This is a genomic window from Erwinia sp. E602 (genome assembly GCF_018141005.1).
Lineage (GTDB): Bacteria > Pseudomonadota > Gammaproteobacteria > Enterobacterales > Enterobacteriaceae > Erwinia.
On the sequence record NZ_CP046582.1, the window covers coordinates 3,332,145 to 3,353,875 of the forward strand.

Here is a 21,731-nt window from a genome sequence, read left to right on the forward strand (position 1 = left end):
CCTGAAAAACGATTCCTGCGGCACGCCGCTAAAGATGACCGCCGGGGACCGGCAGAGTGCACCGGTATACAGCCTGCAAAACGCCGGTGGGTATACTCTTTTCTGCTCAACAGCGTAGCGCCGCAGGCTGACGCACTGGCGCGCACGGCCGCCGCAGGAGAGCCGGTACAGGTGCGTGAATTATCGTGAATATCGCGTGGCGAAAGACCGGCTAAGGCGTTTTTCAGATTCTTTACAAGTTGTACACCAATAAATTTATTGTACAGACTGCTATAATTGGTTAGGTTGTTCACTGTTCTTTAAGCTTCAAGAGGTAATCCATGACCTTATTCAGCATCGGCGACGTTGCCGAACGCTGCGGCATCAATCCGGTTACGCTGCGCGCCTGGCAGCGTCGCTATGGCCTGCTTAAACCTCAACGCACGGAAGGCGGCCACCGTCAGTTTGATGAAGACGACATTCAGCGCATTGAAGAGATCAAGCGCTGGATCGGCAGCGGCGTACCGGTCGGTAAGGTTAAGGCACTGCTCGATGGCGAAAATATCAGCCTTGATGATGGATGGGGGGCGCTGCAGGAGGAGATCCTGACCGTTCTGCGCACCGTCCGGCCGGCAAAACTGCGGGCAAAAATCGCCGCCACCGGCCGTGAGAACCCGGCAGCTGAGATGATCGATCGGGTCTACGTGCCGATCCGCCAGCGGCTGAACCTCGATCAAAACACCGCACGTGCGCTGTGCAGCCTGCTGGACGGCGCGCTGATTGACTACGTCACCTTCTGCCTTGCCGGGTCGCGCAAGCGCGCCGGCAATAACGCGCTGCTGATCGGCTGGGGTAACGAGGATCGTACCCGCCTGTGGCTGGAAGCCTGGCGGCTGTCGCAACAGGGCTGGCGCATCGACGTGCTGGCTGAACCGCTGGATTCGCCGCGGCCGGAGCTGTTCCCCGGCCAGCAGATTTTCGTTTATACCGGTAAACCGTTAACCAAGCGTCAGCAGGAGCAGTTGACCTGGTGGCAGGAACAGGGGTTCCTTATCGCCTGGCACGGAGAGTAAGGGGTGAACCATGTCGCAGTTGCAGCAGGCCACACTCGATCGGCTGGTGAGTTTTTACCGGTCGCTGGACGCTCGCCCTCTGTCAGAACTGGCAGAGATTTATCATCCTGAGATTTGCCTGCGCGATCCGGTGGGCGTACACCAGGGTCTGCCGCAGCTGGAACACTACTTCGCCAGCCTGCTGAAAAACCTGCGCTACTGCCGGTTTGACGTCACCTTAGCCCGTCAGTTTGACGATGACGCACTGCTGCTATGGCGGATGGACTTTGCCCACCCCGCCCTGCAGCGCGGTGCCGCGCAGCAGCTGGAGGGCAGCAGCTACCTGAAGTTTACCGATGACAAAATTCACTTCCAGCAGGATTACTACGACCTGGGCGCGATGCTGTACGACAGGCTGCCGCTACTGGGGACGGTAACCGGGCTGATTAAGCGGCGGTTACGACCATGAATCGTGTACTGATTACCGGGGCCAGCTCCGGCATTGGCCACCAGCTGGCGCTGGACTACGCTGCCGACGGCTGGCAGGTCACCGCCTGCGGGCGCGACGCGCAGCGGCTGGCGACACTGACCGCCCGCCATCCGGGCATCGATCTGTGCCTGTTTGATATGACCGATCTGGCCGATACCCACGCGGCGTTAGAGGGCCGCACGGCGGAGCTGGTGATCCTCTGCGCGGGCAGCTGCGAGTACCTCGACAACGGCGTGGTGGAAGCGGCCAAAGTCCAGCGGGTGATGCAGACCAACTTTATCGGCCCGGTCAACTGCCTTGAGGTGCTGCTGCCACAGATGGCCGCCGGCAGCCGGGTGGCGCTGGTCGGCTCGACCGCCGGTCTGGTCCCGCTGCCGCGTGCGGAAGCGTACGGAGCCTCTAAGGCCGCGCTGGCCTATTTTGCCCGCAGCCTCGCGCAGGATCTGCAGTGGCGGCAGATTGGCATCAGCCTGGTGCTGCCGGGGTTTGTTGATACCCCGCTGACCCGGCGTAATGATTTCGCGATGCCGATGATGATTACCGTCAGCCGGGCATCAAAGTACATCCGCCGCGGCCTCGCCCGCGGACGGGCTGAAATCGCATTTCCGCGGTTGTTTGCGTTTATTCTGCAGGTGACCTCCCGGCTGCCACAGCGCCTGCAACGCCGCCTTACCCAGCGCATGACGAGGTCATCTTGAGGATAGCAATCATAGGAAGTGGCATTGCCGGGCTGAGCTGCGCCTGGAAACTGGCGTCGCGCGCCGGGGTTGACCTGTACGAGGCCGGGCCGCGCCCCGGCGGGCATACCGCCACCGTTGACGTCGAGCTGGACGGGCAGCAGTGGGCAATCGACACCGGATTTATCGTCTATAACGACCGTACCTACCCGCGCTTTCTGGCGCTGCTCGATGAGTTAGGCATCACCAGCCAGCCCACCGAGATGAGTTTTTCGGTACGCAACAACCGCAGCGGGCTGGAGTACAACGGCCATACGCTGAGCACGCTGTTTGCCCAGCGCAGCAACCTGCTGAAACCCGGCTTCTGGCACTTTCTCAGCGAAATCCTGCGCTTTAACCGCTGTGCTAAAAAGTGGCTGACGCGCAGCACCGATCGCAGCATCCTCGATGAATTTCTGCGCCAGCACCGCTTCAGCGATTTTTTCGCCCGCCACTACATCCTGCCGATGGGCGCCGCGATCTGGTCCACCTCGCTGGCCGAAATGCGGCGGATGCCGCTGGCGCAGTTTCTGCACTTTTTCAACCACCACGGGCTGCTGGACGTCACTCATCGCCCGCAGTGGTTTGTGGTGCCCGGCGGCTCACGCGAGTATATTCGCCGCCTGATGCCGCGGCTTGGCGAACAGACCCAGGTGTTTCTCAACACGCCGGTGACCCGCGTTACCCGCGATGCGCACGGCGTCACCCTGGAGAGCTCACGCGGCAGCCAGCGCTACGACCAGGTGATTTTCGCCTGCCACAGCGATCAGACGCTGCAGTTGCTGGCGGACGCCAGCGAAGCGGAGAGCGATATGCTCAGCGGCATCCCTTATCGCGCCAATGAGGTGGTGCTGCACACCGACACCCGGCTGCTGCCGACCGCCCGTGCCGCCTGGGCCAGCTGGAATTACCGGCTGAACGACAGCGACGGCGGCGACGAACTGCTCGGCGCCAGCGTCACCTACAACATGAACATCCTGCAGGGGATCCGCGCACCGCACACCTTCTGCGTCACGCTTAACCCGAGCGAGACCATCGATCCGGATAAAGTTCTGCACCGCTTCAGCTATCACCATCCGCAGTTTGGCCTGCGCAGCCCGCTGGCGCAGCAGCAGCGGCTGCAGCTCAACGGCGATAACCGCAGCTGGTTCTGCGGAGCCTGGAGCTACAACGGCTTTCACGAAGACGGGGTGCGCAGCGCGCTGGACGTGGTGGCCGGTATGGAACAGCGGGGCCTGCTGTGAACAGCCTGCTCTACAGCGGCCACGTGCGCCATCGCCGCTTTACCCCGGTCGATCACCGGTTCAGCTACCGCATCTTTATGCCGCTGATCGATCTGGATGAGCTGCCGCTGCTGCATAAGGCAGGCATCGGCCGCCGTCGTTTCAACGCCGCCAGCTTCTGCGCCGACGATTACCTCGGCGGCGGCGACATCAAACAGCGGGCGCAGACGCGCATCGCGGAGCTGACCGGCGAACGGCTCAGCGGCCGGGTGCTGCTGCTGACCCAGCTGCGCTATTTCGGCTGTTCATTCAATCCGGTCAATTTCTACTACCTTTATGATGAGGCGGGTGAACTGCGCTGGATGCTGGCGGAGGTGAGAAACACGCCGTGGAACGAGCGCCATACTTACGCGGTTAAGCCGGACGGCAGTGAAACCACCGAAAAAGCGTTTCACGTCTCGCCGTTTAACCCGCTGGAGATGGTGTATCACTGGCGGCTCTCGCCGCCGGGCAGGTCGCTGACCGTACATATTGAAAATCACCGTGAAGGTCGCGAGTTTGACGCCACGCTGCACCTGCGCAGCCAGCCGCTTACCCGCCCTAACCTGCGCCATTTTCTCTGGCGATTTCCGCTGATGACCGTTCGCACCGCGCTGGCCATTTACTGGCAGGCGTGGAAATTATGGCGCAAGGGTGCGCCGGTCTATGACCATCACAAGCCGGAGAAATAAAACATGCCTGGCACCGACGTAAGCCTGACGCGCCGCACAAAAGGCGGCAAACGTTTTTCCGCCTCGCGACGGATCCTGTTTTCACTGCTGCAGCATATTGAAGGTGCGGGCCTGCTGCTGCACGACCCGCTGCTCGGCAGGCAGTTCTTTGGCGACCCACAGGCGGCGCTGCAGGCGGAAGTGGTGGTAAGCCGCTCCAGAGTCTATCGCCGGGTGCTGCTTGGCGGCAGCATTGCGGCGGCTGAAAGCTGGATGGATGGCGACTGGCACACGCCGGATCTCACCGCGGTGATCCAGACGCTGGCGCAGAACATGGCGGTCACCGACCGGATGGAGTCCCGCTTCAGCTGGCTGAGCACGCCGCTGAACCAGCTGCTGCACGCCCTGCGGCGCAACAGCGTGCGCCAGGCGCAGCGCAATATCGCCGCCCACTACGATCTCGGCAACGATTTCTACCGCGCCTTTCTCGATGATGCCATGCTCTACTCCAGCGGCTGGTACCCGCAGCCGGAGATGACGCTGGAGCAGGCACAGCAGGCGAAAATGCGCCGGCTGTGCGACCAGCTGGCGCTCGGCCCGCAGGATCACCTGCTGGAGATCGGCAGCGGCTGGGGGGCGATGGCGGAGTTTGCCGCCCGCGAATATGGCTGCCGGGTGACCACCACCACCATCTCGCGCGAACAGTATGCCTGGTGCTGCCAGCGTATTGCCGCCGCCGGACTCAGCGACCGGGTCACCGTGCTGTGCGAAGATTACCGCCACCTCAGCGGACAGTTCGACAAAATCGTCTCGATCGAGATGATTGAAGCGGTGGGCAAAGCCTATATCCCGCTGTTTATACGCCGCTGCCAGCAGCTGCTGAAGCCCGGTGGCCGGCTGGCGCTGCAGGCGATCACCATCAGCGAAGAGCGGCTGACCAGCTACAGCCGCGGGGTGGACTTTATCCAGCGCTATATTTTCCCCGGCGGCTTTCTGCCGGCCATCAGCCTGCTGCAAAAAACGGTTAACGAGGTCAGTGACTTTGTGCTCACCGACCGGCTGGAGATCGGCGCTGACTATGCGCGCACCCTGCAGCAGTGGCGGCAGCGTTTCGACAGCGCCTGGCCGCAGCTGGCGCAGGGGCAGTTTGATGAACGCTTCCGCCGCATGTGGCTGTTCTATCTCTGCTACTGCGAAGCCGGTTTTCACGCGCGCACCATCGGCACCGTGCAACTGACCCTGCAGCGGCCATGAGCGGCCGCCGCTTTGCGGGCCTGACCCTGGCGTTCAACCTGTTCTGGACGCTGGCGGTGAGCCTGCGCGATGCGGCGACTATCCCCCTGCTGCTGCTGGCGCTGCTGGCCTGGCTGTGCAGCCCGCCGGCGCGCAGGTTACCGCTGCTGCTGCTGGCCGCCCTTGGGGTGGCGATAGACGGACTGTGGCTGCGGTGCGGGCTGTTCAGCTTTAACAGCAGCGCCACGTTCCCCGGCTGGATGCTGGCGCTCTGGCTGGCCTTTGCCTGCTGGTGGCCGCTGTTTCTGCAGCGCTACCGGCTGACATGGCCGTGGCTGATGGGGCTCGGCGCGCTGAGCGGCCCGTTCTCTTACTACATTGGCGAGCGTCTTGGCGCCATGCAGCTGCACCAGCAGGGCTGGCAGGTGTTTACTCTGCTTGCCATCGGCTGGGCGCTGCTGCTGCCCGCCAGCCGAAAGCTGATACCGGGTACCTGAAGGCTGAAGCCCGAAGCCCGAAGCCCGAAGCCGGAAGCCTGAAGCCCGAAGCCCGAAGCCTGGAGCCTGGAGCCTGAAGCCCAAAGCCCGAAGCCTGAAGCCTGAAGCCTGAAATCTGAAGTCTGCTGGCAGAATCTGAATCTGTAACGACCAAAATGCGCTGCGGAGGTTGCGATGAAAACCATGCTGTGCCTGCTGTTGCTGTTCTGTACACCGCCGCTGCTGGCCAGCGACTGGCTGCGCTGGCATAACGTCGGGCGGGCTACGCTGAGCTGGGGGCCGTTTACTCTGTACGACTCGCAGCTGCTGACGCCCGACGGACGCTGGCAGCCGCAGCGCTGGCCGCTGGCGCTGGTGATCACCTACCGTCGCGATATCACCCGTCAGTCGCTGCTGGAGGCAACCCAGGAGCAGTGGCAGGCGCAGCAGATCGGCAGCGCGCCGCAGCGCCAGCGCTGGCTGCAGCAGCTGAGCACGCTGTGGCCGGACGTCAGCAACGGCGATCGGCTGGCGTTCCAGGCGGACGAGCGCGGCGGACAGTTCTTCTGGCAGCCGGCCGGCACCCGCACGCCGATCGAACCGCTGGAGCCGCGCTTCGACGCGGCGTTCCGCGACGCTTTCCTTGCTATCTGGCTGTCAGAAAAAACCCAGTACCCTGACCTGCGTCAGCAACTTACCGGAGATCAATAATGTGGCGATCGCTGTTGTTAACCCTGTGCCTGCTGCTGTCCGGCTGCGGCACCGCGCTGGAGTCCTATCAGGCCGCCGAGCCGAAAATCGATATTTTTGCCTGGTTTAACGGTGAGTCCCGCGCCTGGGGTATGGTGCAGGACTGGCGCGGCAAGCAGATACGCCGCTTCGAGGTGACCATTCAGGGCAAAGTGCTCGGCGACACGCTGACGCTGGATGAACGTTTCGTCTATGACGACGGTGAGAAGCAGACCCGCGTCTGGCAGATCCACCGGCTGGCAGACGGCAGCTACCGCGGCACCGCCGGCGATATTATCGGCGTAGCCAGCGGACGGGCCAGCGGCAACGCCTTCAACTGGCGCTACGCCATGACGGTGAAAACCGACGGCAGCAGCTACCAGCTGAACTTCGACGACTGGATCTACCAGCAGGACGCCCGCCATCTGATGAACGTCACTTCGATGAAAAAATTCGGCGTGGAAGTGGCGCGGGTAACGCTGTTTTTTGCTAAACCCGCCAGCACGGCGCAATAAAATCGCCGTTACGGCTTAATTCTGTCCGGTGAAGGGGGTATAATTCGCCCTCCCCGGACTCAACAGGTTACATAATGAACTGGCAAAAAATTGGCGTGGTAACGATGTTTGTGCTGATGGCACTCGGTGGGATTGGTGGCGTGATGCTGACCGGCTATACGCTGATCCTCTACTCCTGATCGTCCGCCGTCGTCGGCTGCGGCCGACGTAACCGCCCCCCGCCTACCGCAGGAAGTGAACACCTCGGCGCCGATCGCAGGATCGGATGACGCACGCGTGGCTAGCGGCCAGCGAGAAAACGGCTGAACTCAGCCGGAATACGGGCAAAGGTGTGCAGAAACCACGGGGTAAAGCGCTGCGGGAAGCGTTCAATTTCTGTCGCCAGCTCGGGCAGCGAGGCGTAGCGCCAGCCGTCGGCCTCCAGCGGATTAGCCTGCGGTGTCTGGTCACTCAGCGCAAAGAACACGTGCCCGTACTCATGCTCAATCAGGCCGTTGGATAACGGCAGATTGTAGCTCAGCTCAAATACCGGTTGCAGCGTCAGCGTCAGGCCCATCTCTTCCTGCAGACGGCGCTCCGCCGCGTGCTGCGTCGGCTCCCCGGGGTACGGGTGACCACAGGTGGAGTTACTCCACAATCCCCCACAGTGATACTTGCCGCTGGCGCGCTGCTGCAACAGCAGCTGATGGCGGGAGTTAAAGACATAGACGGTGATGGCACGGTGCAACAGCCCCTTCTCATGCGCCTCCAGCTTCTCCATTTTACCGGTTGGGCGATCGTGGCGATCGACCAGGATCACTTCAATTGCGGACATGCGAACTCCTCGTGGCTAATCGGCGCTATTCTTGCATAGTCACGCCGATCCCTGCGCATAAATTCGTGCGGTGGCCACCGCCATGCGCCGATCCCGCAGCCAGAGGCTCCGCCCTACTCTTCCGTTTCCACCACCTGCTGGCGGGCGCGGAACACGTGCCCGACGCCGTACTGCAGCAGCCGCGCCACCAGCTCATCTCCGCCGCTCTCCGTCGCGGTGGCAAACGTCTGCTCCTGGCGGGTAATCGGCGCGGCCCACAGCAGATTAACCTTGTCCCCTTCGCGTTTCGGCAGCGTAAACTGCCCGGCGTCACGCCCGAGAACCGATGAGAGGATAAAGCCTTCAAAGCCGACCGGAGCCTGCGTCGAACTCACCGTGTGCCCCTCCCCCAGCCAGCTCAGCTGCGACCACGGCAGGTGGGCAATGCTGGCCAGCCCGCTGGCCATCTGCACCGCGTTATCTTCGGTCATCACCTGTGCATCAATGGCCAGTGCCAGCTCGGTGCGCCGGTGCTGTGGAGCCAGCTCCTGATAGAGGTAATCCACCCACGGCATCGGCCGGATGCCCATCCCCAGCGTCAGAAACACCCAGCAGCCCTGATGATAGTGCTGAGAGATGGCCATCGGTGGCCAGCTGCCCCGATCGATGGCGTAATATTTTAACGATTCGCCAAACTGCGCCTCGTAACACTGCAGCATCTCCTGCTGCAATGCCTCCCACGGCTGGCCGTCCTGCCAGTCCCGCCAGAACTGGCGATGCTGTTGCGCGCTGGCGTAATTAGGATTGGTGGAGGCCGAACCGAGCGGCGCGGTCAGGCGGTTCGGCCTGATGCAGCCGGCGGAGAAACTCACCTGCTCCTGCTGATACAGGCTCCAGCCAGGGATCACCGCCAGCAGCTGGCCCTGATACCACAGCGCCGCGCCGTCGTCACCCGGTTCCCACACCACCTGCAGCGCGGCCGGGTCGAGCATCGGCTCCGCCTGCAGGGTGCGGCAGTATTCGGCGCCGAGCAGCGGCGCAATGCCCTGCTGCATCGCGGCAAGATCTTCCTCCGCCGGGGCCGGCAGCAGGTTGCGCAGCCAGCAGCCGCGCACGGCAAACTGGCTACGAAATGCTTCAGCCGGCCAGATGTAGAAGTAGGCCGTCCGCGCATCCTGCTCAACGATGGCGATCAGCGTCTGCTGCTGATTGCTGACCTCAGCAAGGGTGATGGGCTGTGTCATAACGCCTCAATGATTAGTGTACGGGGTCTTCCCGGAGAATAGGGCAGAATCGCGCGTTATGCCTGCTCAGAACAAGGGTAAAAGTCTCAAAATAGCCTCAGCGCCCCATTCGCGCCATTGCCCTCTGGTACGCGCCACGACGCACCGCCCAGCGCAGCAGTGCGGCAATCAGCCGGATGCGGCCGCGGATCACCCGCCGCCGCAGCGGGCTGAAACGCAGCGAAAACCCCTGCTGCGCCCACTCAGGCAGCAGTTCGGTACCGGCCAGCAGGATCGCCTTCATCGCCGGCCGCCCCTGCCACGAGGGGGCCGGCGCGTTCATCAGCAGCGCCAGCACCTCGCGGGTGCGCGCGTCACAGCGCAGCTGCGGGCGCATGCGCTGCAGGTAGGCCGCCACCTCCGCCACGCTGGACGGCACCTGCCGCGCGCCCAGCGCTACGGCGACCAGCGCCGCTTCCGCGTAATAGCGATCCTGGTCGGCCAGGCTGAGGTGGGGATTCCTGTAGCGCAGATGGGCGGCGAGGAAGCAGCAGGTTTCCGCCACGTGCACCCACGTCAGCAGCGCCGGATCGCTGGCGGCGTAAGGCACGCCGTCGGCGTCGGTGCCGGTGATGTGCAGGTGGATCCGCTTCACGCGTTCGATCAGCGTCTGCGCATCGGCCCGGTTACCAAAGGTGGTGACGGCAATAAACTGGCTGGTGCGCCGCAGCCGCCCGAGCATATCTTCGCGGAAGGTTGAGTGGTCCCACACGCCGGCCAGCGCCAGCGGGTGCTGCATCTGCAACAGCAGCGCGGCGATACCGCCGCACAGCATTGAGGGAAAATCGCCGTGCACCTGCCAGACCGCGCTGTCCGGGCCGTAAAGGCCCGGATCGCCCGGCGGCTGCGACAGGTCAAACTCGTTCAGCGACAGGCCGTTAACGCGAAACACCTGCTGCTGAATGCGGTCTCTGAAGTTCAGCATCTCCGTCGCCTTACCCCGGTTCCTTACTGATAAGTGAACTCTGCATTCTGCGTACGCACCGAATCCAGCCCGATCATCACGTCAAATTTGCCCGGTTCCGCCACCTGCTGCATGCGGGCATTCCAGAACTTAAGCGCATTGACGTCGATCGGGAAGGTCACCGTCTGCGACTCGCCGGCCTTCAGCATGATCCGTCTGAAGCTCTTCAGCTCTTTCACCGGACGGCTGATGCTGGCGACCTGGTCGTGCAGATAGAGCTGCACCACGGTGGCACCGTCGCGCCTGCCGCTGTTGGTCACCGTCACGCTGGCGTCGATTTTGCCGTCACGCGGCAGCGTGGTGGCAGACAGCGTCACCGGGGAAACGGTAAAGGTGGTGTAGCTCAGGCCGTAACCAAACGGATAAAGCGGGCCGTTGGCCTCATCGTAGTAGTGCGAGGTGTATTTGTTCGGCTGCTCGAAGTTGTACGGACGCCCGGTGTTCAGATGGTTGTAGTAGATCGGCAGCTGGCCGACCGAACGCGGGAAGGACATCGGCAGCTTGCCGGACGGATTGTAGTCACCGAACAGCACGTCGGCGATGGCGTTACCGCCCTCGGTGCCGCTGTACCAGCTCTCCAGCAGCGCGTCGGCCTGCTGGCTCTCCCTGACCAGCGCCAGCGCGCGGCCGTTCATCAGCACCAGCACCAGCGGTTTGCCGGTGGCTTTAACGGCCGAAATCAGCTTACGCTGGCTCTCCGGCAGGGTCAGATCGCTGCGGCTGGACGCTTCGTGCGCCATACCGCGCGCCTCACCGACCGCCAGCACCACCACGTCGGCTTTTTTCGCCGTCTCCACGGCTTCGTCCAGCAGCTGCTGCGGCGTGCCGGCGTCAACGCTGACCGCCTGCTCGTAGAGGTTAAGGAAATCCTGCACGCCTTTGTTATCGGTGACGTTGGCGCCTTTGGCATACAGCAGGGTCGCTTTGCCGGCGGTGGCGTTTTTCATCCCCTGCAGCAGCGTAACCGACTGTTTCGCCACCCCGGCCGCCGACCAGCTGCCCATCATATCGATCTGGCTGTCGGCCAGCGGGCCGATCAGCGCGATGGTGCCGCTGTTTTTCAGCGGCAGCGTGTCGAGGCGGTTCTTCAGCAGCACCTGGCTTTTGCGCGCCACGTCACGGGCCTCAGCCCGGTGCAGGCGGCTTTCGGCGTTGGTGTCGGCCGGGTCATCTTTGGCCGGGCCGAGGTGGCTGTAAGCGTCGTTAAACAGCCCCATATCGTATTTGACGTTGAGCACGTGGCGCGCCGCGTCGTCGATTTCCGCTTCGGTGACCGCTCCGCGCTTCACCAGCCCCGGCAGATACTTGCTGTAGTACTCGTCGCTCATGCTCATGTTCACGCCTGACTTGATCGCCACCCGCACCGCGTCCTCCGGGTCGCTGGCCACGCCGTGTTTGATCAGCTCCTTAATCGCACCGTGATCGCTGATGGTGATGCCCTTAAAGCCCCACTGGTCGCGCAGCACGTCCTTCAGCAGCCAGCTGTCGGCGCTGGCGGGCACGCCGTTCAGCGAGTTCAGCGCGACCATCACCCCGCCGCTGCCGGCGTCCAGCGCCGCTTTATACGGCGGCAGGTAGTCCTGGAACAGCCGCTGCGGGCTCATATCCACCGTGTTGTAGTCGCGCCCGCCCTCCACCGCGCCGTAGGCGGCGAAGTGCTTGACGCTGGTCATGATCGAATAGCGATCCGCCGGGCTGTTGCCCTGCATCGCCTTCACCAGCACCCGGCCCATCTCAGAGGTCAGATACGTGTCTTCACCAAAGCCCTCCGACCCCCGGCCCCAGCGCGGTTCGCGGGTCACGTCAACCATCGGGGCCCAGGTCATATTCAGGCCGTCGTCGGCGGCTTCATACGCGGAGATCCGCCCCACTTCCGCCACCGCATCGGTGTCCCAGCTGGCGGCCAGCGCCAGCGGGATCGGGAACTGCGTGCGCTGACCGTGGATCACGTCATAGGCAAAAAACAGCGGGATCTTCAGGCGGCTGAGTTCCATCACCTGATCCTGCATCTGACGAATATCGTGCCGGGTCACGGTATTGAAAATTGCCCCCACCTGGCCATGCTGGATCATCTCGCGAATGGCCTCTTTCGGCGTCTCCGGCCCGACGCTGATCAGGCGCAGCTGGCCGATCTTCTCATCAAGGGTCATTTTCTTCAGCAGGCCGGTAACGTAAGCGTCGCGGGCTTCCGGGGTCAGCGGCTGCGCCACGGCGGCGGTTTCAGCCCGTGCAGGCTGCAGAACGAGGGTGGCAGCAAAGCTGGCCGCATAAATCCATTTCATCAGATGATTCTCTCAGGTGACCAGAAGGGTTAACTGTTGTTGTCCCAGGGGTAACAAGTTGATTCAGTGTGTCATACCTTGAGGATAGCAGCTAGTTGGCGCACTATGAATGTTGTATGAACCCCCCTCTCCGTGGCGGCGCACAGCGCCCGGCCAGCGGAGCCACCACTGAAAAGGACCGCCGATGCACACGCCCTCCCCTGCAGGAAAAGCCCTGATTGCTGAACTGAGCCGCATCGTCGGCCGCCCCCATCTGCTGAGCGAGCCGGCGCAGACCGAGCGCTACCGCAAAGGCTTCCGCTCGGGAGAGGGCGACGCGCTGGCGGTGGTATTCCCCGGCTCGCTGCTGGAGCAGTGGCGCGTGCTGCAGGCCTGCGTGGCCGCCGACGTGATTATCCTGATGCAGGCGGCCAATACCGGCCTGACCGAAGGTTCGACGCCGAACGGCAGCGACTATCCACGCCAGATCGTGATTATCAGCACCCTGCGCATGGACAAAATCCGCCTGCTGGACGAGGGCAAACAGGTGCTGGCGTTTCCCGGCAGCACCCTCTATCAGCTGGAGAAGGCGCTGAAGCCGCTGGGGCGCGAGCCGCACTCGGTGATCGGCTCCTCCTGCATCGGTGCCTCGGTGCTCGGCGGCGTCTGTAATAACTCCGGCGGCTCGCTGATCAGGCGCGGCCCGGCCTATACCGAGCTGGCGCTCTACGCGCAGATCAACGCCGACGGCAAACTGCAGCTGGTCAATCACCTCGGTATCGATCTCGGCAGCAGCGCCGAGCAGATCCTTACCCGGCTGGACGACGACACCTGGCAGCCGTCTGACGTGCGGCAGGACCCGCGCCACGCCTCCGACCCCGACTACGCCGAACGGGTGCGCGACGTGGACGCCGACACCCCGTCGCGCTTTAACGCCGACGCCCGCCGCCTGTATGAGGCCTCCGGCTGCGCCGGCAAGCTGGCGCTGTTTGCGGTGCGGCTGGACACCTTCGTCAGCGAACCCAACCAGCAGGTGTTCTATATCGGTACCTCAGATACCGCAGTGCTCGACCAGATCCGCCGCCATATACTGGCGAACTTCAGCCATCTGCCGGTGGCCGGGGAGTATATGCACCGCGATATTTTTGATATCGCCGAGCGCTATGGTAAAGACACCTTCGTGATGATCGACAAACTCGGCACCGACAGAATGCCGCTGTTCTTCGCGCTGAAAGGCCGCGCCGACGCGCTGCTGGCAAAGTTAAGAGGGGTGAAGCCGCACCTCAGCGACCGCCTGCTGCAGAAGCTGACCGCCCTGCTGCCCGCCCATCTGCCGAAACGGATGAAGGCGTACCGTGACAGCTTCCCGCACCACCTGATGCTGAAAATGTCCGGCGACGGCGTGGCCGAAGCCCGCGCGTACCTGCAGGACTTTTTCCGCGACGCAGAGGGCGATTTCTTCGAGTGCGAAGGCAAAGAAGGTGCCCACGCCTTCCTGCACCGCTTCGCGGCGGCCGGGGCGGCGGTGCGCTACCACGCTGTCCATCATGAGGAGGTGGAGGATATTCTGGCGCTGGATATCGCGCTGCGCCGCAACGATCGCGACTGGTTTGAAACCCTGCCCGCTGAATTTGACGAATTTATCAGCCACAGGCTCTACTACGGGCACTTCTTCTGCCACGTGTTCCACCAGGACTACATCGTCAAAAAAGGGGCGGACGTGCACGCGCTGAAGGAAAAAATGCTGGCGCTGCTGCACGAACGCGGCGCGGAATACCCGGCCGAGCACAACGTCGGCCACCTGTACAAAGCCCAGCCGCAGCTGCAGGCGTTTTACCAGCGGCTTGACCCCACCAACAGCTTTAACCCGGGGATTGGCAAAACCACCCGCGAGAAGCACTGGGGCGGCTGCGGCTGCGGGAAAGCGGCGGCGCCGGACGCGTCGCCGCGCTGAAAACCGCGCGGTGAATTGTTTTTTCAGCGGTTTGCGTTAATAGTCAACACTATCACGGACTCAGGATCGGCCACCCGGGTGGCGGAGGAACTATGGCAGCAGAGGCAGAAAAGCGTGTTTCCCCAGCAACGCAACACCTGTTTGCAGATAAGGATCGGATCTGGACGGCGGATGAAGTGCAGGCCGCCACCGGCGGTGAGTGGGTGACGCCGCCGCCGCCGGGCTGGGCGGCCAGCGGCTTATCGATTTACGCGCCGGCCTGCCAGCCGGGTAATATGGCGGTGGTCCGCAGCGAGGCGGATGAGAGCGGCATGCCGGCCAGAGCGGCCCTGCGGCTGGTGCCGCCCCCCGCCTGCCTGATCACCACCGATCCGGCCCCGCTGCTGCACAGCGGGCTGCCGCTGCTGAAAATCAGCGAGGGGTTTACCGCCATCATCAACCTGGGCCGCTATGCGCGCGACCAGATCCGGGGCAAGGTGCTGGGCGTTACCGGCAGCGCCGGCAAAACCACCTGCGTGGCGATGCTGGCGGACGCCCTGTCCGCCTGGGGGGCGAGCAGCAAAAGTGCGCACAACGCCAACCTGCCGCGCGGCGTGGCCTGGAACCTGGCCTCCGTCCCACGGGATACCCCGCACGTCATACTGGAGATGGCGATCGGGCGGATGGGGGTCAGTTCACGCATGGCGCGGCCCGACATCGCCATTTTCACCAATATCCAGCCCGCCCACCTCGGGGAGAACAGCACCGTTCGCGACGTGGCGTTAACCAAAAGCGCCATCTTCTTCGGCATGCAGCCGGGCGGTATCGCCATTCTGAACCGCGACATGCTGGAGTGGGAAACGGTGCATCAGGCCGCCACCGCGAAAGGTCTCAGCGTGCTGCACTACGGCAGCCATCAGAGCAGCGACGCCCGGCTGATCGGCTATGATGCGGTGCAGCAGCGCGTGGCGGCCGAAGTCTGCGGGCAGCCGCTAAACTATTCGCTGGCGGCCGGCGGCAGGCATATGGCCCTCAACAGCCTGGCCGTGCTGGCGGCCGTCTCGGCGCTCGGCTATCCGCTGGAACCGGCCCTGGCGCGCCTGGCCGGCTTCACCGCCCTGGCGGGGCGGGGCGAGCAAAAACGGGTGACCCTCAACGGCACCGGCTTTGAACTGATTGATGACGCCTACAACGCTAACCCTGGCTCAATGCAGGCCGCGCTGGAGCAGCTCAGCGAGCGGCCCTGCAGCGGCAGGCGTATTGCGGTGCTGAGTGAGATGAAGGAGCTGGGGCCGGAAAGCGAAGGGTACCATAGCCAGCTGGCGGCGCAGCTTAACGACAGCAGCATCGACGGCATCTGCCTGGTCGGCGCGATCTGGCAAGGCTGCTGGGCGCAGCTCAAACCGGAGAAAAGGATCGCCCTGCTCGACGATCCGCAACAGCTTAAGCCGCTGCTGCTGGCGCAGCTGCGGCCTGATGACACCGTGCTGTTTAAAGGTTCTAACAGCACCGGACTCCACCAGATCGTCAGCTGGATCGACGGCCAGCCAGGGGCGCGTTAACCCCCTCATTATGGGGAGCGCCGTCTGACCGACCCTTCGTCACTCCCCGCGCGCTGAGTTACGGCTGTGGAAGATCCTCGCCGCGGCTGCGGTGCGGCCGGTCAATAATCATCGTCTGCGGCGTCGACAGCATCACCCCTTCTTTACGTAAGCGGGTCAGGATATCGAACAGCAGGTCGCTTTTCGCCCCGCCGACCTGGCGCGGGCTGGCGACGTTGCCGGTCACCGACAGCACGATTCCGGTTGCGGTGAGGTCCTTAAACGACACCGACGGCTCTGGCGTCTCCAGAATGCGTTCATTATCGGCATAGACGTCGAGCAGCAGCTGGCGCACCTGCTGCGGATCGATGTCCAGCGGGAAGGTCAGGGTGATGGTCGCCACCCCCTGCGCGTTGCCCATCGTCGCGTTGCGCACGTTCTGCGAGATAAACTGCGAGTTGGGCACGATCACCGTCGAGCGGTCGCTGAGCTGGATTTCGGTGGCACGCACGTTGATACGGCGAATATCCCCCTCAATACCGCTAATGCTCACCAGATCGCCGACCTTCACCGGCCGTTCGGTCAGCAGGATCAGGCCGGAGATAAAGTTCTTCACGATCTCCTGCAGGCCAAAACCGATACCCACCGACAGCGCGCTGACGATCCACGCCAGCTTGTTCCACTGCAGGCCCATAACCGACAGCGTCATCAGGATCACCAGCACAAAACCGATATTGCTGAACAGGGTGACCAGCGACACGCGCATGCCTTTGTCCATCATGGTTTTCGGCAGGAAATCGTGCTCCAGCCAGCGCTTCACCGAGCGCAGCACCCACATGCCGACCACCAGGCACACCAGCGCGTTAACCACGTGCGCCGGCACGATATTCATCGACTCCAGACCCTTGCCGCCCCAGAACTCAATCGCCTTCTGCACCAGCTCAATCGGCGTGGCGGTACCAAAGGTGCCGTTCAGTATCGCCATCGCGGCGACCAGGATCAGGATAGTTTTACCCAGCGCGCCGAGCAGCGCGGCGACCTGGCCGAGATGGCGGGCATCAATGTTCAGCGAGGTCTGAATGCGCTTGCCGGAGGCGGTGCTGGTGGAGAACAGGCTCTCACAGCCGTCCGCCACCAGCTGGCTGAAGATGTAGAACAGGCCGAAGACGATGCCCACCCAGATCAGCTCATAGCTGAGGAAGCGCGCCAGGGTGATATAGCCAATCACCAGCGTAATCATGATCGCCACGCCGGTCAGCGTCAGGCCCATCTGGATCAGGCCGGCCAGCGTGGTACGCGCTTCGGGCTGGTGCCCTTCCAGCAGCATCCGCCGGCGCACGCGGTTGGTACGGAAGCTGATCGACAGCGCGGTCGCGCCGACCAGCAGCGCGGTCATGCCGTTGGCAAAGATGGTGGTCCCCACGCTGGTGTTGGCGCTGCTGTTAAAGATCTCCACCGTCTGGAAGATAAACACCAGCGCGGCGGTCAGCGGCGGATAGGGTTTCAGCGCCAGCGCCACCTCGTTAGAGATATTCGGCAGGCGCCACGACGGCCGGCGGGTGGAGAGAAACGCCCGCCCCAGCCCGGCGATCAGCCCGCAGAAAATACTCAGGCCCACCAGCTTGTCGGCAAAGGTGCGCACGTCGTCCACCACCTGGTCATGGCGGGTAAACGCCTGATCGAGGAAGTTAAACGCCAGCACCACCGCGCCAAGGGTGGTCAGCGCCGTCGCCGCCGCAAGGAAGCTGCGGCGCATGCGCCCTTCCGGCAGATGGTTGATCCCCACCCAGGCCAGAAACTCTTCCAGATAACGCCGGCCAAGGGTGGCTACCAGCACCGCCGCCAGCGCCCAGGCGATAGTGCCGAAACGCCAGCCATCGGACCAGGAGAGCGCCGCCGTGGTGGCCAGTTCATCAACAAAATCGCTGATTTTGCTGCTGTCTTCCTCCTGGGTGTTAAACAGCGGTGCCCAGAAACGCGGACCAAAAATACTGCCGGCGTTCAGCGCCAGCTGGGTCTTCAGCGCGTCACGGCGCAGGTTAACGATCTGCGCCGACAGATTTATCGCCCCGCTTTTAATCGCGGCAGCCTGTTTCACCTGATCGTCCATCTTCGCTTTCTGGGCTTCCAGCTTGCTGCGCTTGCTGGTGACCTCGGCAGTCTCCTTTACGCCGCTGTCGGCGGTGGGGGCCGGGCCAAGCACCGCCAGCTGCGCCTCCAGCTGCGCGCGCTGCGGAACGATGCCCTGCATCAGGGTATCCGCCGCGCCGGAGAGCTCCAGCGACATATCGTTGAGGATATTCAGCCGCCCGTCGTTGGTTTCGCCGGAGACCTGCTGTTTGATTTTATCCAGCACCTTCTGCATTTTTGGCAGCTCGGCGGCGGCGTTGACCACCTTTGGCGCGCCGTCGCTGCTGGCCTGAGAGGTGTCGCTGTCGGCCGCGTTGGCCCACTGCGGTGACAGCACCAGCAGCATCAGCAGAAAGACGCGAAGAAACGTTGAGAGGCGGGACATGAAAAGGTTCCTGATACCTGTAGAGAGGCGCCGGCCGGCACCACCAGTTTAATCCGATCAGTTTAGGCGTTTGCCCTGGCCGATACACTAAGAATAAGCAGAGAATGCGGGCAGACGGCATGCGCCTGCCGCGCAGGGTGAACAGAACGGCGGGACACCCCGCCGCGCACGTCACTCAACGGCGCTGTCGTCGACCACGCCGTTGTGGGCCACCTGCCCCGCCTTCTGCTTTTTATAGCTCAGCGCAGCGGCCGGGACCGCGGAAACCTTGCCGGTTTCGATCCACTTACGCAGGCGGTTGGCATCGGCAAAGTGGGTATATTTGCCAAAGGCATCCAGCACCACCAGCGCCACCGGCCGCTGGTTAATCACCGTGCGCATCACCAGGCAGTGGCCGGCTTCGTTGGTGAAGCCGGTTTTGGTCAGCTGAATATTCCAGTCCGGGCGGTAGACCAGGTGGTTAGTGTTGCGGAACGGCAGCGTATAGTTCGGGTGGCTGAAGCTGGCCATCTCTTCGCGGGTGGTGCTGAGCTGGCCAATCAGCGGATAGCGCTTGGTGGCGATCAGCAGCTTAGTCAGATCGCGCGCGGTGGAGACGTTCTGAATTGACAGGCCGGTCGGCTCAACGTAACGGGTGTTGCTCATGCCCAGCGCGCGCGCTTTGGCGTTCATCGCGCGGATAAAGGCGTCATAGCCGCCGGGATAGTGGTGTGCCAGGCTGGCGGCGGCGCGGTTCTCCGACGACATCAGCGCCAGCAGCATCATATTTTTGCGACTGATTTCGCTGTTCAGCCGCACGCGGGAGTAAATGCCGCGCATCTCCGGGGTGTGGCTGATATCCACCTTCAGCATCTCATCCATCGGCTGCTGCGCGTCCAGCGCCACCATCACGGTCATGACCTTGGTGATCGAGGCGATCGAGCGCACGCGATCGGGATGGTTGGCGTAGATAACGTTGCCGTTATTCAGGTCAACGATCATCGCGCTGCCGGAGGCAATTTCCGGCTGAGCAGCCGTTTTTAACTCAACCGGCGCGGTACGGGCCATGGCAGAGGGCAGCATCCCCTGGGCTGAAAACAACATGGCGAGGCTTAACAGAGATAAATGAATTTTTGCAGGCATCGGTTAGGGACTTAACGGCTGGTTGTTCAGGTGTGGAGTGCACACGCCGCCACGCATCATAAAAACAGGGTCTGATGGGGCTGGCGCAGGAATAATACGCCGCAACCCAAGACTTTTCCTACGAATTATTCGTTTCCGGGCGTAACCAACTGCCGCCGGCCGGGCCGGCGGCACAGCGGTCAGAACAGCTGATAACCGTAGCCCCACATGATAACGGTCAGCGCCAGCAACACCTCCAGCACCAGCACACCGATCGCCAGCGTTGAGCCGGACAGGCGCAGGCTCTCTTCCCGGTCAATACTGAGAAACTGCGGGATGCCGACGTACAGCAGATAGCCGGTATAAGCCAGCGCCAGCGTACCGACCAGCGCACACAGCCACACCAGCGGGTAGAGCGCCACCAGGCCGCTGAGGAACAGCGGCGTCGCCACGTAGCCGGCAAAGACCATACAGTGGCGCAGCGAAGGCCGCTGCGGATAGTCACGCGCCATCCACCAGATCACCCGGCCCATCACCGCCACCCCGGCCAGCATCAGCGCATAAAACAGCACCGCCAGGCCCAGCGCGCTGGAAAAGGACAACAGAATATTCTCACCGGCTCCGACGTTCCAGCCAATCTGGGTGGTGCCAATAAAGGCACAGATCACCGGAATCAGCGCCATTAACAGCACGTGGTGGGTAAAATGGTGAGACAGCGTTTCATTTTCCTGCTTGATGTCACGCATCTCACGATTCGGATGCGCAAGAAGTCCCCATACATGGTTCATATCTTCACTCCTCTGAACAACGAACCGCCAGCGGTCTGTTTTTCGGGCGGCATCAGGGTAAGTATAAGCAGGCCGCCACGCTTTATTGTGCGGCAACGCATAAATATCAGTAAGCGGTTCAGTAACAATAAGAAATAATCTGCCGCAGAGGCTATTGCCCCGACTCGCGAATTAACGCCTAAACTGAGTCGTCTGAAAATCCATGGGAGTCTCATTGTGCAGATCGATGTTAATACGCTTATTTCACAGTACGGCTACTGGGCGCTGTTTATCGGCTGCCTGGCCGAAGGCGAAACCTTTACCCTGCTTGGCGGCGTAGCCGCCCATGAAGGCCTGCTACGCTACGGCTGGGTGGTGCTCACCGCGATGTGCGGGGGCGTGCTCGGCGACACCGCGCTGTTCTTTATCGGCCGCTACTACGGTGAATCCCTGCTGCAACGGCTTACGCGGCATCAGCAGCATATTGAACGAGCCAACAGGTTGATCCATCAACGGCCGGTGCTGTTCGTTGTCGGCGTACGCTTTATGTACGGCCTGCGCCTCATTGGCCCGCTGATCATCGGTGCCAGCCGCCTTGCGCCGCGCCGTTTTCTGCTGCTCAACCTGTGCGGTGCCGCACTGTGGGCCTTTCTCTTTGTCTCGCTGGGCTTTTTCGCCGGTAGCGTGATTGCCCCCTGGCTCCACCAGCTTGAGCATCACCTTAAACATCTGGTCTGGCTATTGTTAGCCGTCGGGCTGGTCTGGGGCGCCAGGCGCTGGCTGAAGAACCGGCACCTCAGACACCCGCGCTAATGACCTCAGGTGATAATTAACGCCATAAAGTGACAATACTCACAAGATTTACTTATTTAAACCTGTAAAAAATAATTTCACACAGCGTTAAAGATAGTCTATGTCCATCGAGCAATTCTTTAACGCACCCACACCTGTCATCGTTGAATTTAAAGCAAATTTGACCATTTAAGCCAAATAAATGTGATACCAATCACACTTTTACACAAAAACAGCGTTAGAAAATTTAGCTTTTTTACTATTTTCACAATTAAGAAACAGAAAATCCGAGCAAAAAACCATCAGAATCTCACCAAAAAAAGGGTAGTAAAACTTATCAATACCGGAAAAACTAAGATTAATCTTAATGCCGCATCAATTGTCGACAAATTGTTAAGAGATGCTTAATTGAAAAAAGCCATGAATTTCATTTAATTACTACTTTAGTCCCCTTCCCGCCTCGCGGGCCCATCGTTAAGTGAGACTAATCTCAAATCAACATCGGTGATTATTACTATACAACGTAAAATGATAGGTATCAGCTATCAAAAAACCCTTGCAATCACATTCAAACCAATTTCAATTGCCTGAATTAAATGACTAAGCTCAAATTTACCTATAAATGGCACTTTCAGTGGGCTTCGCGTCTGCGTGCGCA

Annotated in this window: 20 protein-coding genes; 13 read left to right on the forward strand and 7 right to left on the reverse strand. The window is 61.9% G+C overall.

Annotation, left to right across the window (positions count from 1 at the left end):
- The first annotated feature begins 320 nt into the window (after positions 1-320).
- From GKQ23_RS16825 to GKQ23_RS16870, 10 genes are all read left to right on the forward strand, one after another.
- Complete coding sequence (locus GKQ23_RS16825; RefSeq protein ID WP_056237039.1) at positions 321-1,052, forward strand: MerR family transcriptional regulator; 732 nt, start codon at positions 321-323, stop codon at positions 1,050-1,052.
- 10 nt (positions 1,053-1,062) lie between these two features.
- Positions 1,063-1,500: a nuclear transport factor 2 family protein gene (locus GKQ23_RS16830; RefSeq protein WP_212408927.1), complete on the forward strand. Its 438-nt coding sequence runs from the start codon at positions 1,063-1,065 to the stop codon at positions 1,498-1,500.
- The gene (locus GKQ23_RS16835) at positions 1,497-2,219 is read left to right on the forward strand and encodes an SDR family NAD(P)-dependent oxidoreductase (protein WP_212408928.1); all 723 of its coding nucleotides are present in this window, start codon (positions 1,497-1,499) and stop codon (positions 2,217-2,219) included. The genes GKQ23_RS16830 and GKQ23_RS16835 overlap by 4 nt, the downstream gene beginning before the upstream one ends.
- Positions 2,216-3,481, forward strand: a complete 1,266-nt coding sequence (locus GKQ23_RS16840; protein ID WP_212408929.1) for an NAD(P)/FAD-dependent oxidoreductase — start codon at positions 2,216-2,218, stop codon at positions 3,479-3,481. Before GKQ23_RS16835 ends, GKQ23_RS16840 begins: the two co-directional genes overlap by 4 nt.
- Positions 3,478-4,191, forward strand: coding sequence for a DUF1365 domain-containing protein (locus GKQ23_RS16845; RefSeq protein ID WP_056237046.1), 714 nt, complete (start codon positions 3,478-3,480; stop codon positions 4,189-4,191). Before GKQ23_RS16840 ends, GKQ23_RS16845 begins: the two co-directional genes overlap by 4 nt.
- 3 nt (positions 4,192-4,194) lie before the next feature.
- Entirely contained in the window at positions 4,195-5,424 is a 1,230-nt protein-coding gene (locus GKQ23_RS16850) for a cyclopropane-fatty-acyl-phospholipid synthase family protein (protein WP_212408930.1), read from the forward strand.
- Positions 5,421-5,900, forward strand: a complete 480-nt coding sequence (locus GKQ23_RS16855; RefSeq protein WP_212408931.1) for a DUF2878 domain-containing protein — start codon at positions 5,421-5,423, stop codon at positions 5,898-5,900. Before GKQ23_RS16850 ends, GKQ23_RS16855 begins: the two co-directional genes overlap by 4 nt.
- Before the next feature lie 174 nt (positions 5,901-6,074).
- Complete coding sequence (locus GKQ23_RS16860) at positions 6,075-6,590, forward strand: chalcone isomerase family protein (RefSeq protein WP_056237051.1); 516 nt, start codon at positions 6,075-6,077, stop codon at positions 6,588-6,590.
- Positions 6,590-7,123, forward strand: a complete 534-nt coding sequence (locus GKQ23_RS16865) for a DUF3833 domain-containing protein (protein ID WP_212408932.1) — start codon at positions 6,590-6,592, stop codon at positions 7,121-7,123. Before GKQ23_RS16860 ends, GKQ23_RS16865 begins: the two co-directional genes overlap by 1 nt.
- Positions 7,124-7,197: 74 nt before the next feature.
- Complete coding sequence (locus GKQ23_RS16870; protein WP_072166379.1) at positions 7,198-7,302, forward strand: protein YohO; 105 nt, start codon at positions 7,198-7,200, stop codon at positions 7,300-7,302.
- A 101-nt stretch (positions 7,303-7,403) separates the two neighbouring features.
- Here GKQ23_RS16870 and idi read toward each other — a convergent pair whose 3' ends face one another.
- The 4 genes from idi to bglX form a co-directional block, all read right to left on the reverse strand.
- Positions 7,404-7,937, reverse strand: a complete 534-nt coding sequence (gene idi / locus GKQ23_RS16875) for an isopentenyl-diphosphate Delta-isomerase (protein WP_056237055.1) — start codon at positions 7,935-7,937, stop codon at positions 7,404-7,406.
- Between the two features lie 113 nt (positions 7,938-8,050).
- Positions 8,051-9,160 carry a suppressor of fused domain protein gene (locus GKQ23_RS16880; RefSeq protein ID WP_101506039.1) on the reverse strand — a complete coding sequence of 370 codons (1,110 nt, stop codon included), beginning with the start codon at positions 9,158-9,160 and terminating at the stop codon, positions 8,051-8,053.
- A gap of 97 nt (positions 9,161-9,257) precedes the next feature.
- Complete coding sequence (locus GKQ23_RS16885; RefSeq protein ID WP_212408933.1) at positions 9,258-10,124, reverse strand: oxygenase MpaB family protein; 867 nt, start codon at positions 10,122-10,124, stop codon at positions 9,258-9,260.
- Positions 10,125-10,147: 23 nt separating this feature from the next.
- Positions 10,148-12,445, reverse strand: coding sequence for a beta-glucosidase BglX (gene bglX, locus GKQ23_RS16890; protein WP_212408934.1), 2,298 nt, complete (start codon positions 12,443-12,445; stop codon positions 10,148-10,150).
- 184 nt (positions 12,446-12,629) lie between these two features.
- On the opposite strand from bglX, the gene dld reads away from it, so the two are divergent.
- Positions 12,630-14,378 (forward strand): D-lactate dehydrogenase, encoded by a 1,749-nt coding sequence (gene dld / locus GKQ23_RS16895; RefSeq protein ID WP_212408935.1) that lies wholly within the window; start codon positions 12,630-12,632, stop codon positions 14,376-14,378.
- A 92-nt stretch (positions 14,379-14,470) separates the two neighbouring features.
- Positions 14,471-15,919, forward strand: a complete 1,449-nt coding sequence (murF, locus tag GKQ23_RS16900) for a UDP-N-acetylmuramoyl-tripeptide--D-alanyl-D-alanine ligase (RefSeq protein WP_212408936.1) — start codon at positions 14,471-14,473, stop codon at positions 15,917-15,919.
- A gap of 58 nt (positions 15,920-15,977) precedes the next feature.
- On the opposite strand, the gene GKQ23_RS16905 is transcribed toward murF, so the two are convergent.
- The 3 genes from GKQ23_RS16905 to GKQ23_RS16915 form a co-directional block, all read right to left on the reverse strand.
- Positions 15,978-18,413, reverse strand: coding sequence for a DUF3772 domain-containing protein (locus GKQ23_RS16905; RefSeq protein WP_212408937.1), 2,436 nt, complete (start codon positions 18,411-18,413; stop codon positions 15,978-15,980).
- A gap of 171 nt (positions 18,414-18,584) precedes the next feature.
- Positions 18,585-19,535, reverse strand: a complete 951-nt coding sequence (gene pbpG / locus GKQ23_RS16910) for a D-alanyl-D-alanine endopeptidase (protein ID WP_212408938.1) — start codon at positions 19,533-19,535, stop codon at positions 18,585-18,587.
- A gap of 179 nt (positions 19,536-19,714) precedes the next feature.
- Complete coding sequence (locus GKQ23_RS16915; RefSeq protein ID WP_212408939.1) at positions 19,715-20,302, reverse strand: Yip1 family protein; 588 nt, start codon at positions 20,300-20,302, stop codon at positions 19,715-19,717.
- A 216-nt stretch (positions 20,303-20,518) separates the two neighbouring features.
- Between GKQ23_RS16915 and GKQ23_RS16920 the strand changes: the two genes are divergently transcribed.
- Positions 20,519-21,094, forward strand: coding sequence for a DedA family protein (locus GKQ23_RS16920; RefSeq protein WP_212408940.1), 576 nt, complete (start codon positions 20,519-20,521; stop codon positions 21,092-21,094).
- Positions 21,095-21,731: the final 637 nt, after the last annotated feature.

Excerpts from the sequence above, each read along its gene's own strand:
- GKQ23_RS16835 (WP_212408928.1), top strand. The coding sequence starts at position 1,497 with ATGAATCGTGTACTGATTACCGGGGCCAGCTCCGGCATTGGCCACCAG.
- dld (WP_212408935.1), top strand. The coding sequence starts at position 12,630 with ATGCACACGCCCTCCCCTGCAGGAAAAGCCCTGATTGCTGAACTGAGC.
- GKQ23_RS16850 (WP_212408930.1), top strand. The coding sequence starts at position 4,195 with ATGCCTGGCACCGACGTAAGCCTGACGCGCCGCACAAAAGGCGGCAAA.
- murF (WP_212408936.1), top strand. The coding sequence starts at position 14,471 with ATGGCAGCAGAGGCAGAAAAGCGTGTTTCCCCAGCAACGCAACACCTG.
- GKQ23_RS16865 (WP_212408932.1), top strand. The coding sequence starts at position 6,590 with ATGTGGCGATCGCTGTTGTTAACCCTGTGCCTGCTGCTGTCCGGCTGC.
- GKQ23_RS16905 (WP_212408937.1), bottom strand. The coding sequence starts at position 18,413 with ATGTCCCGCCTCTCAACGTTTCTTCGCGTCTTTCTGCTGATGCTGCTG.
- GKQ23_RS16880 (WP_101506039.1), bottom strand. The coding sequence starts at position 9,160 with ATGACACAGCCCATCACCCTTGCTGAGGTCAGCAATCAGCAGCAGACG.
- GKQ23_RS16915 (WP_212408939.1), bottom strand. The coding sequence starts at position 20,302 with ATGAACCATGTATGGGGACTTCTTGCGCATCCGAATCGTGAGATGCGT.
- GKQ23_RS16825 (WP_056237039.1), top strand. The coding sequence starts at position 321 with ATGACCTTATTCAGCATCGGCGACGTTGCCGAACGCTGCGGCATCAAT.
- GKQ23_RS16860 (WP_056237051.1), top strand. The coding sequence starts at position 6,075 with ATGAAAACCATGCTGTGCCTGCTGTTGCTGTTCTGTACACCGCCGCTG.
- idi (WP_056237055.1), bottom strand. The coding sequence starts at position 7,937 with ATGTCCGCAATTGAAGTGATCCTGGTCGATCGCCACGATCGCCCAACC.
- GKQ23_RS16830 (WP_212408927.1), top strand. The coding sequence starts at position 1,063 with ATGTCGCAGTTGCAGCAGGCCACACTCGATCGGCTGGTGAGTTTTTAC.
- GKQ23_RS16870 (WP_072166379.1), top strand. The coding sequence starts at position 7,198 with ATGAACTGGCAAAAAATTGGCGTGGTAACGATGTTTGTGCTGATGGCA.
- pbpG (WP_212408938.1), bottom strand. The coding sequence starts at position 19,535 with ATGCCTGCAAAAATTCATTTATCTCTGTTAAGCCTCGCCATGTTGTTT.
- bglX (WP_212408934.1), bottom strand. The coding sequence starts at position 12,445 with ATGAAATGGATTTATGCGGCCAGCTTTGCTGCCACCCTCGTTCTGCAG.
- GKQ23_RS16855 (WP_212408931.1), top strand. The coding sequence starts at position 5,421 with ATGAGCGGCCGCCGCTTTGCGGGCCTGACCCTGGCGTTCAACCTGTTC.
- GKQ23_RS16885 (WP_212408933.1), bottom strand. The coding sequence starts at position 10,124 with ATGCTGAACTTCAGAGACCGCATTCAGCAGCAGGTGTTTCGCGTTAAC.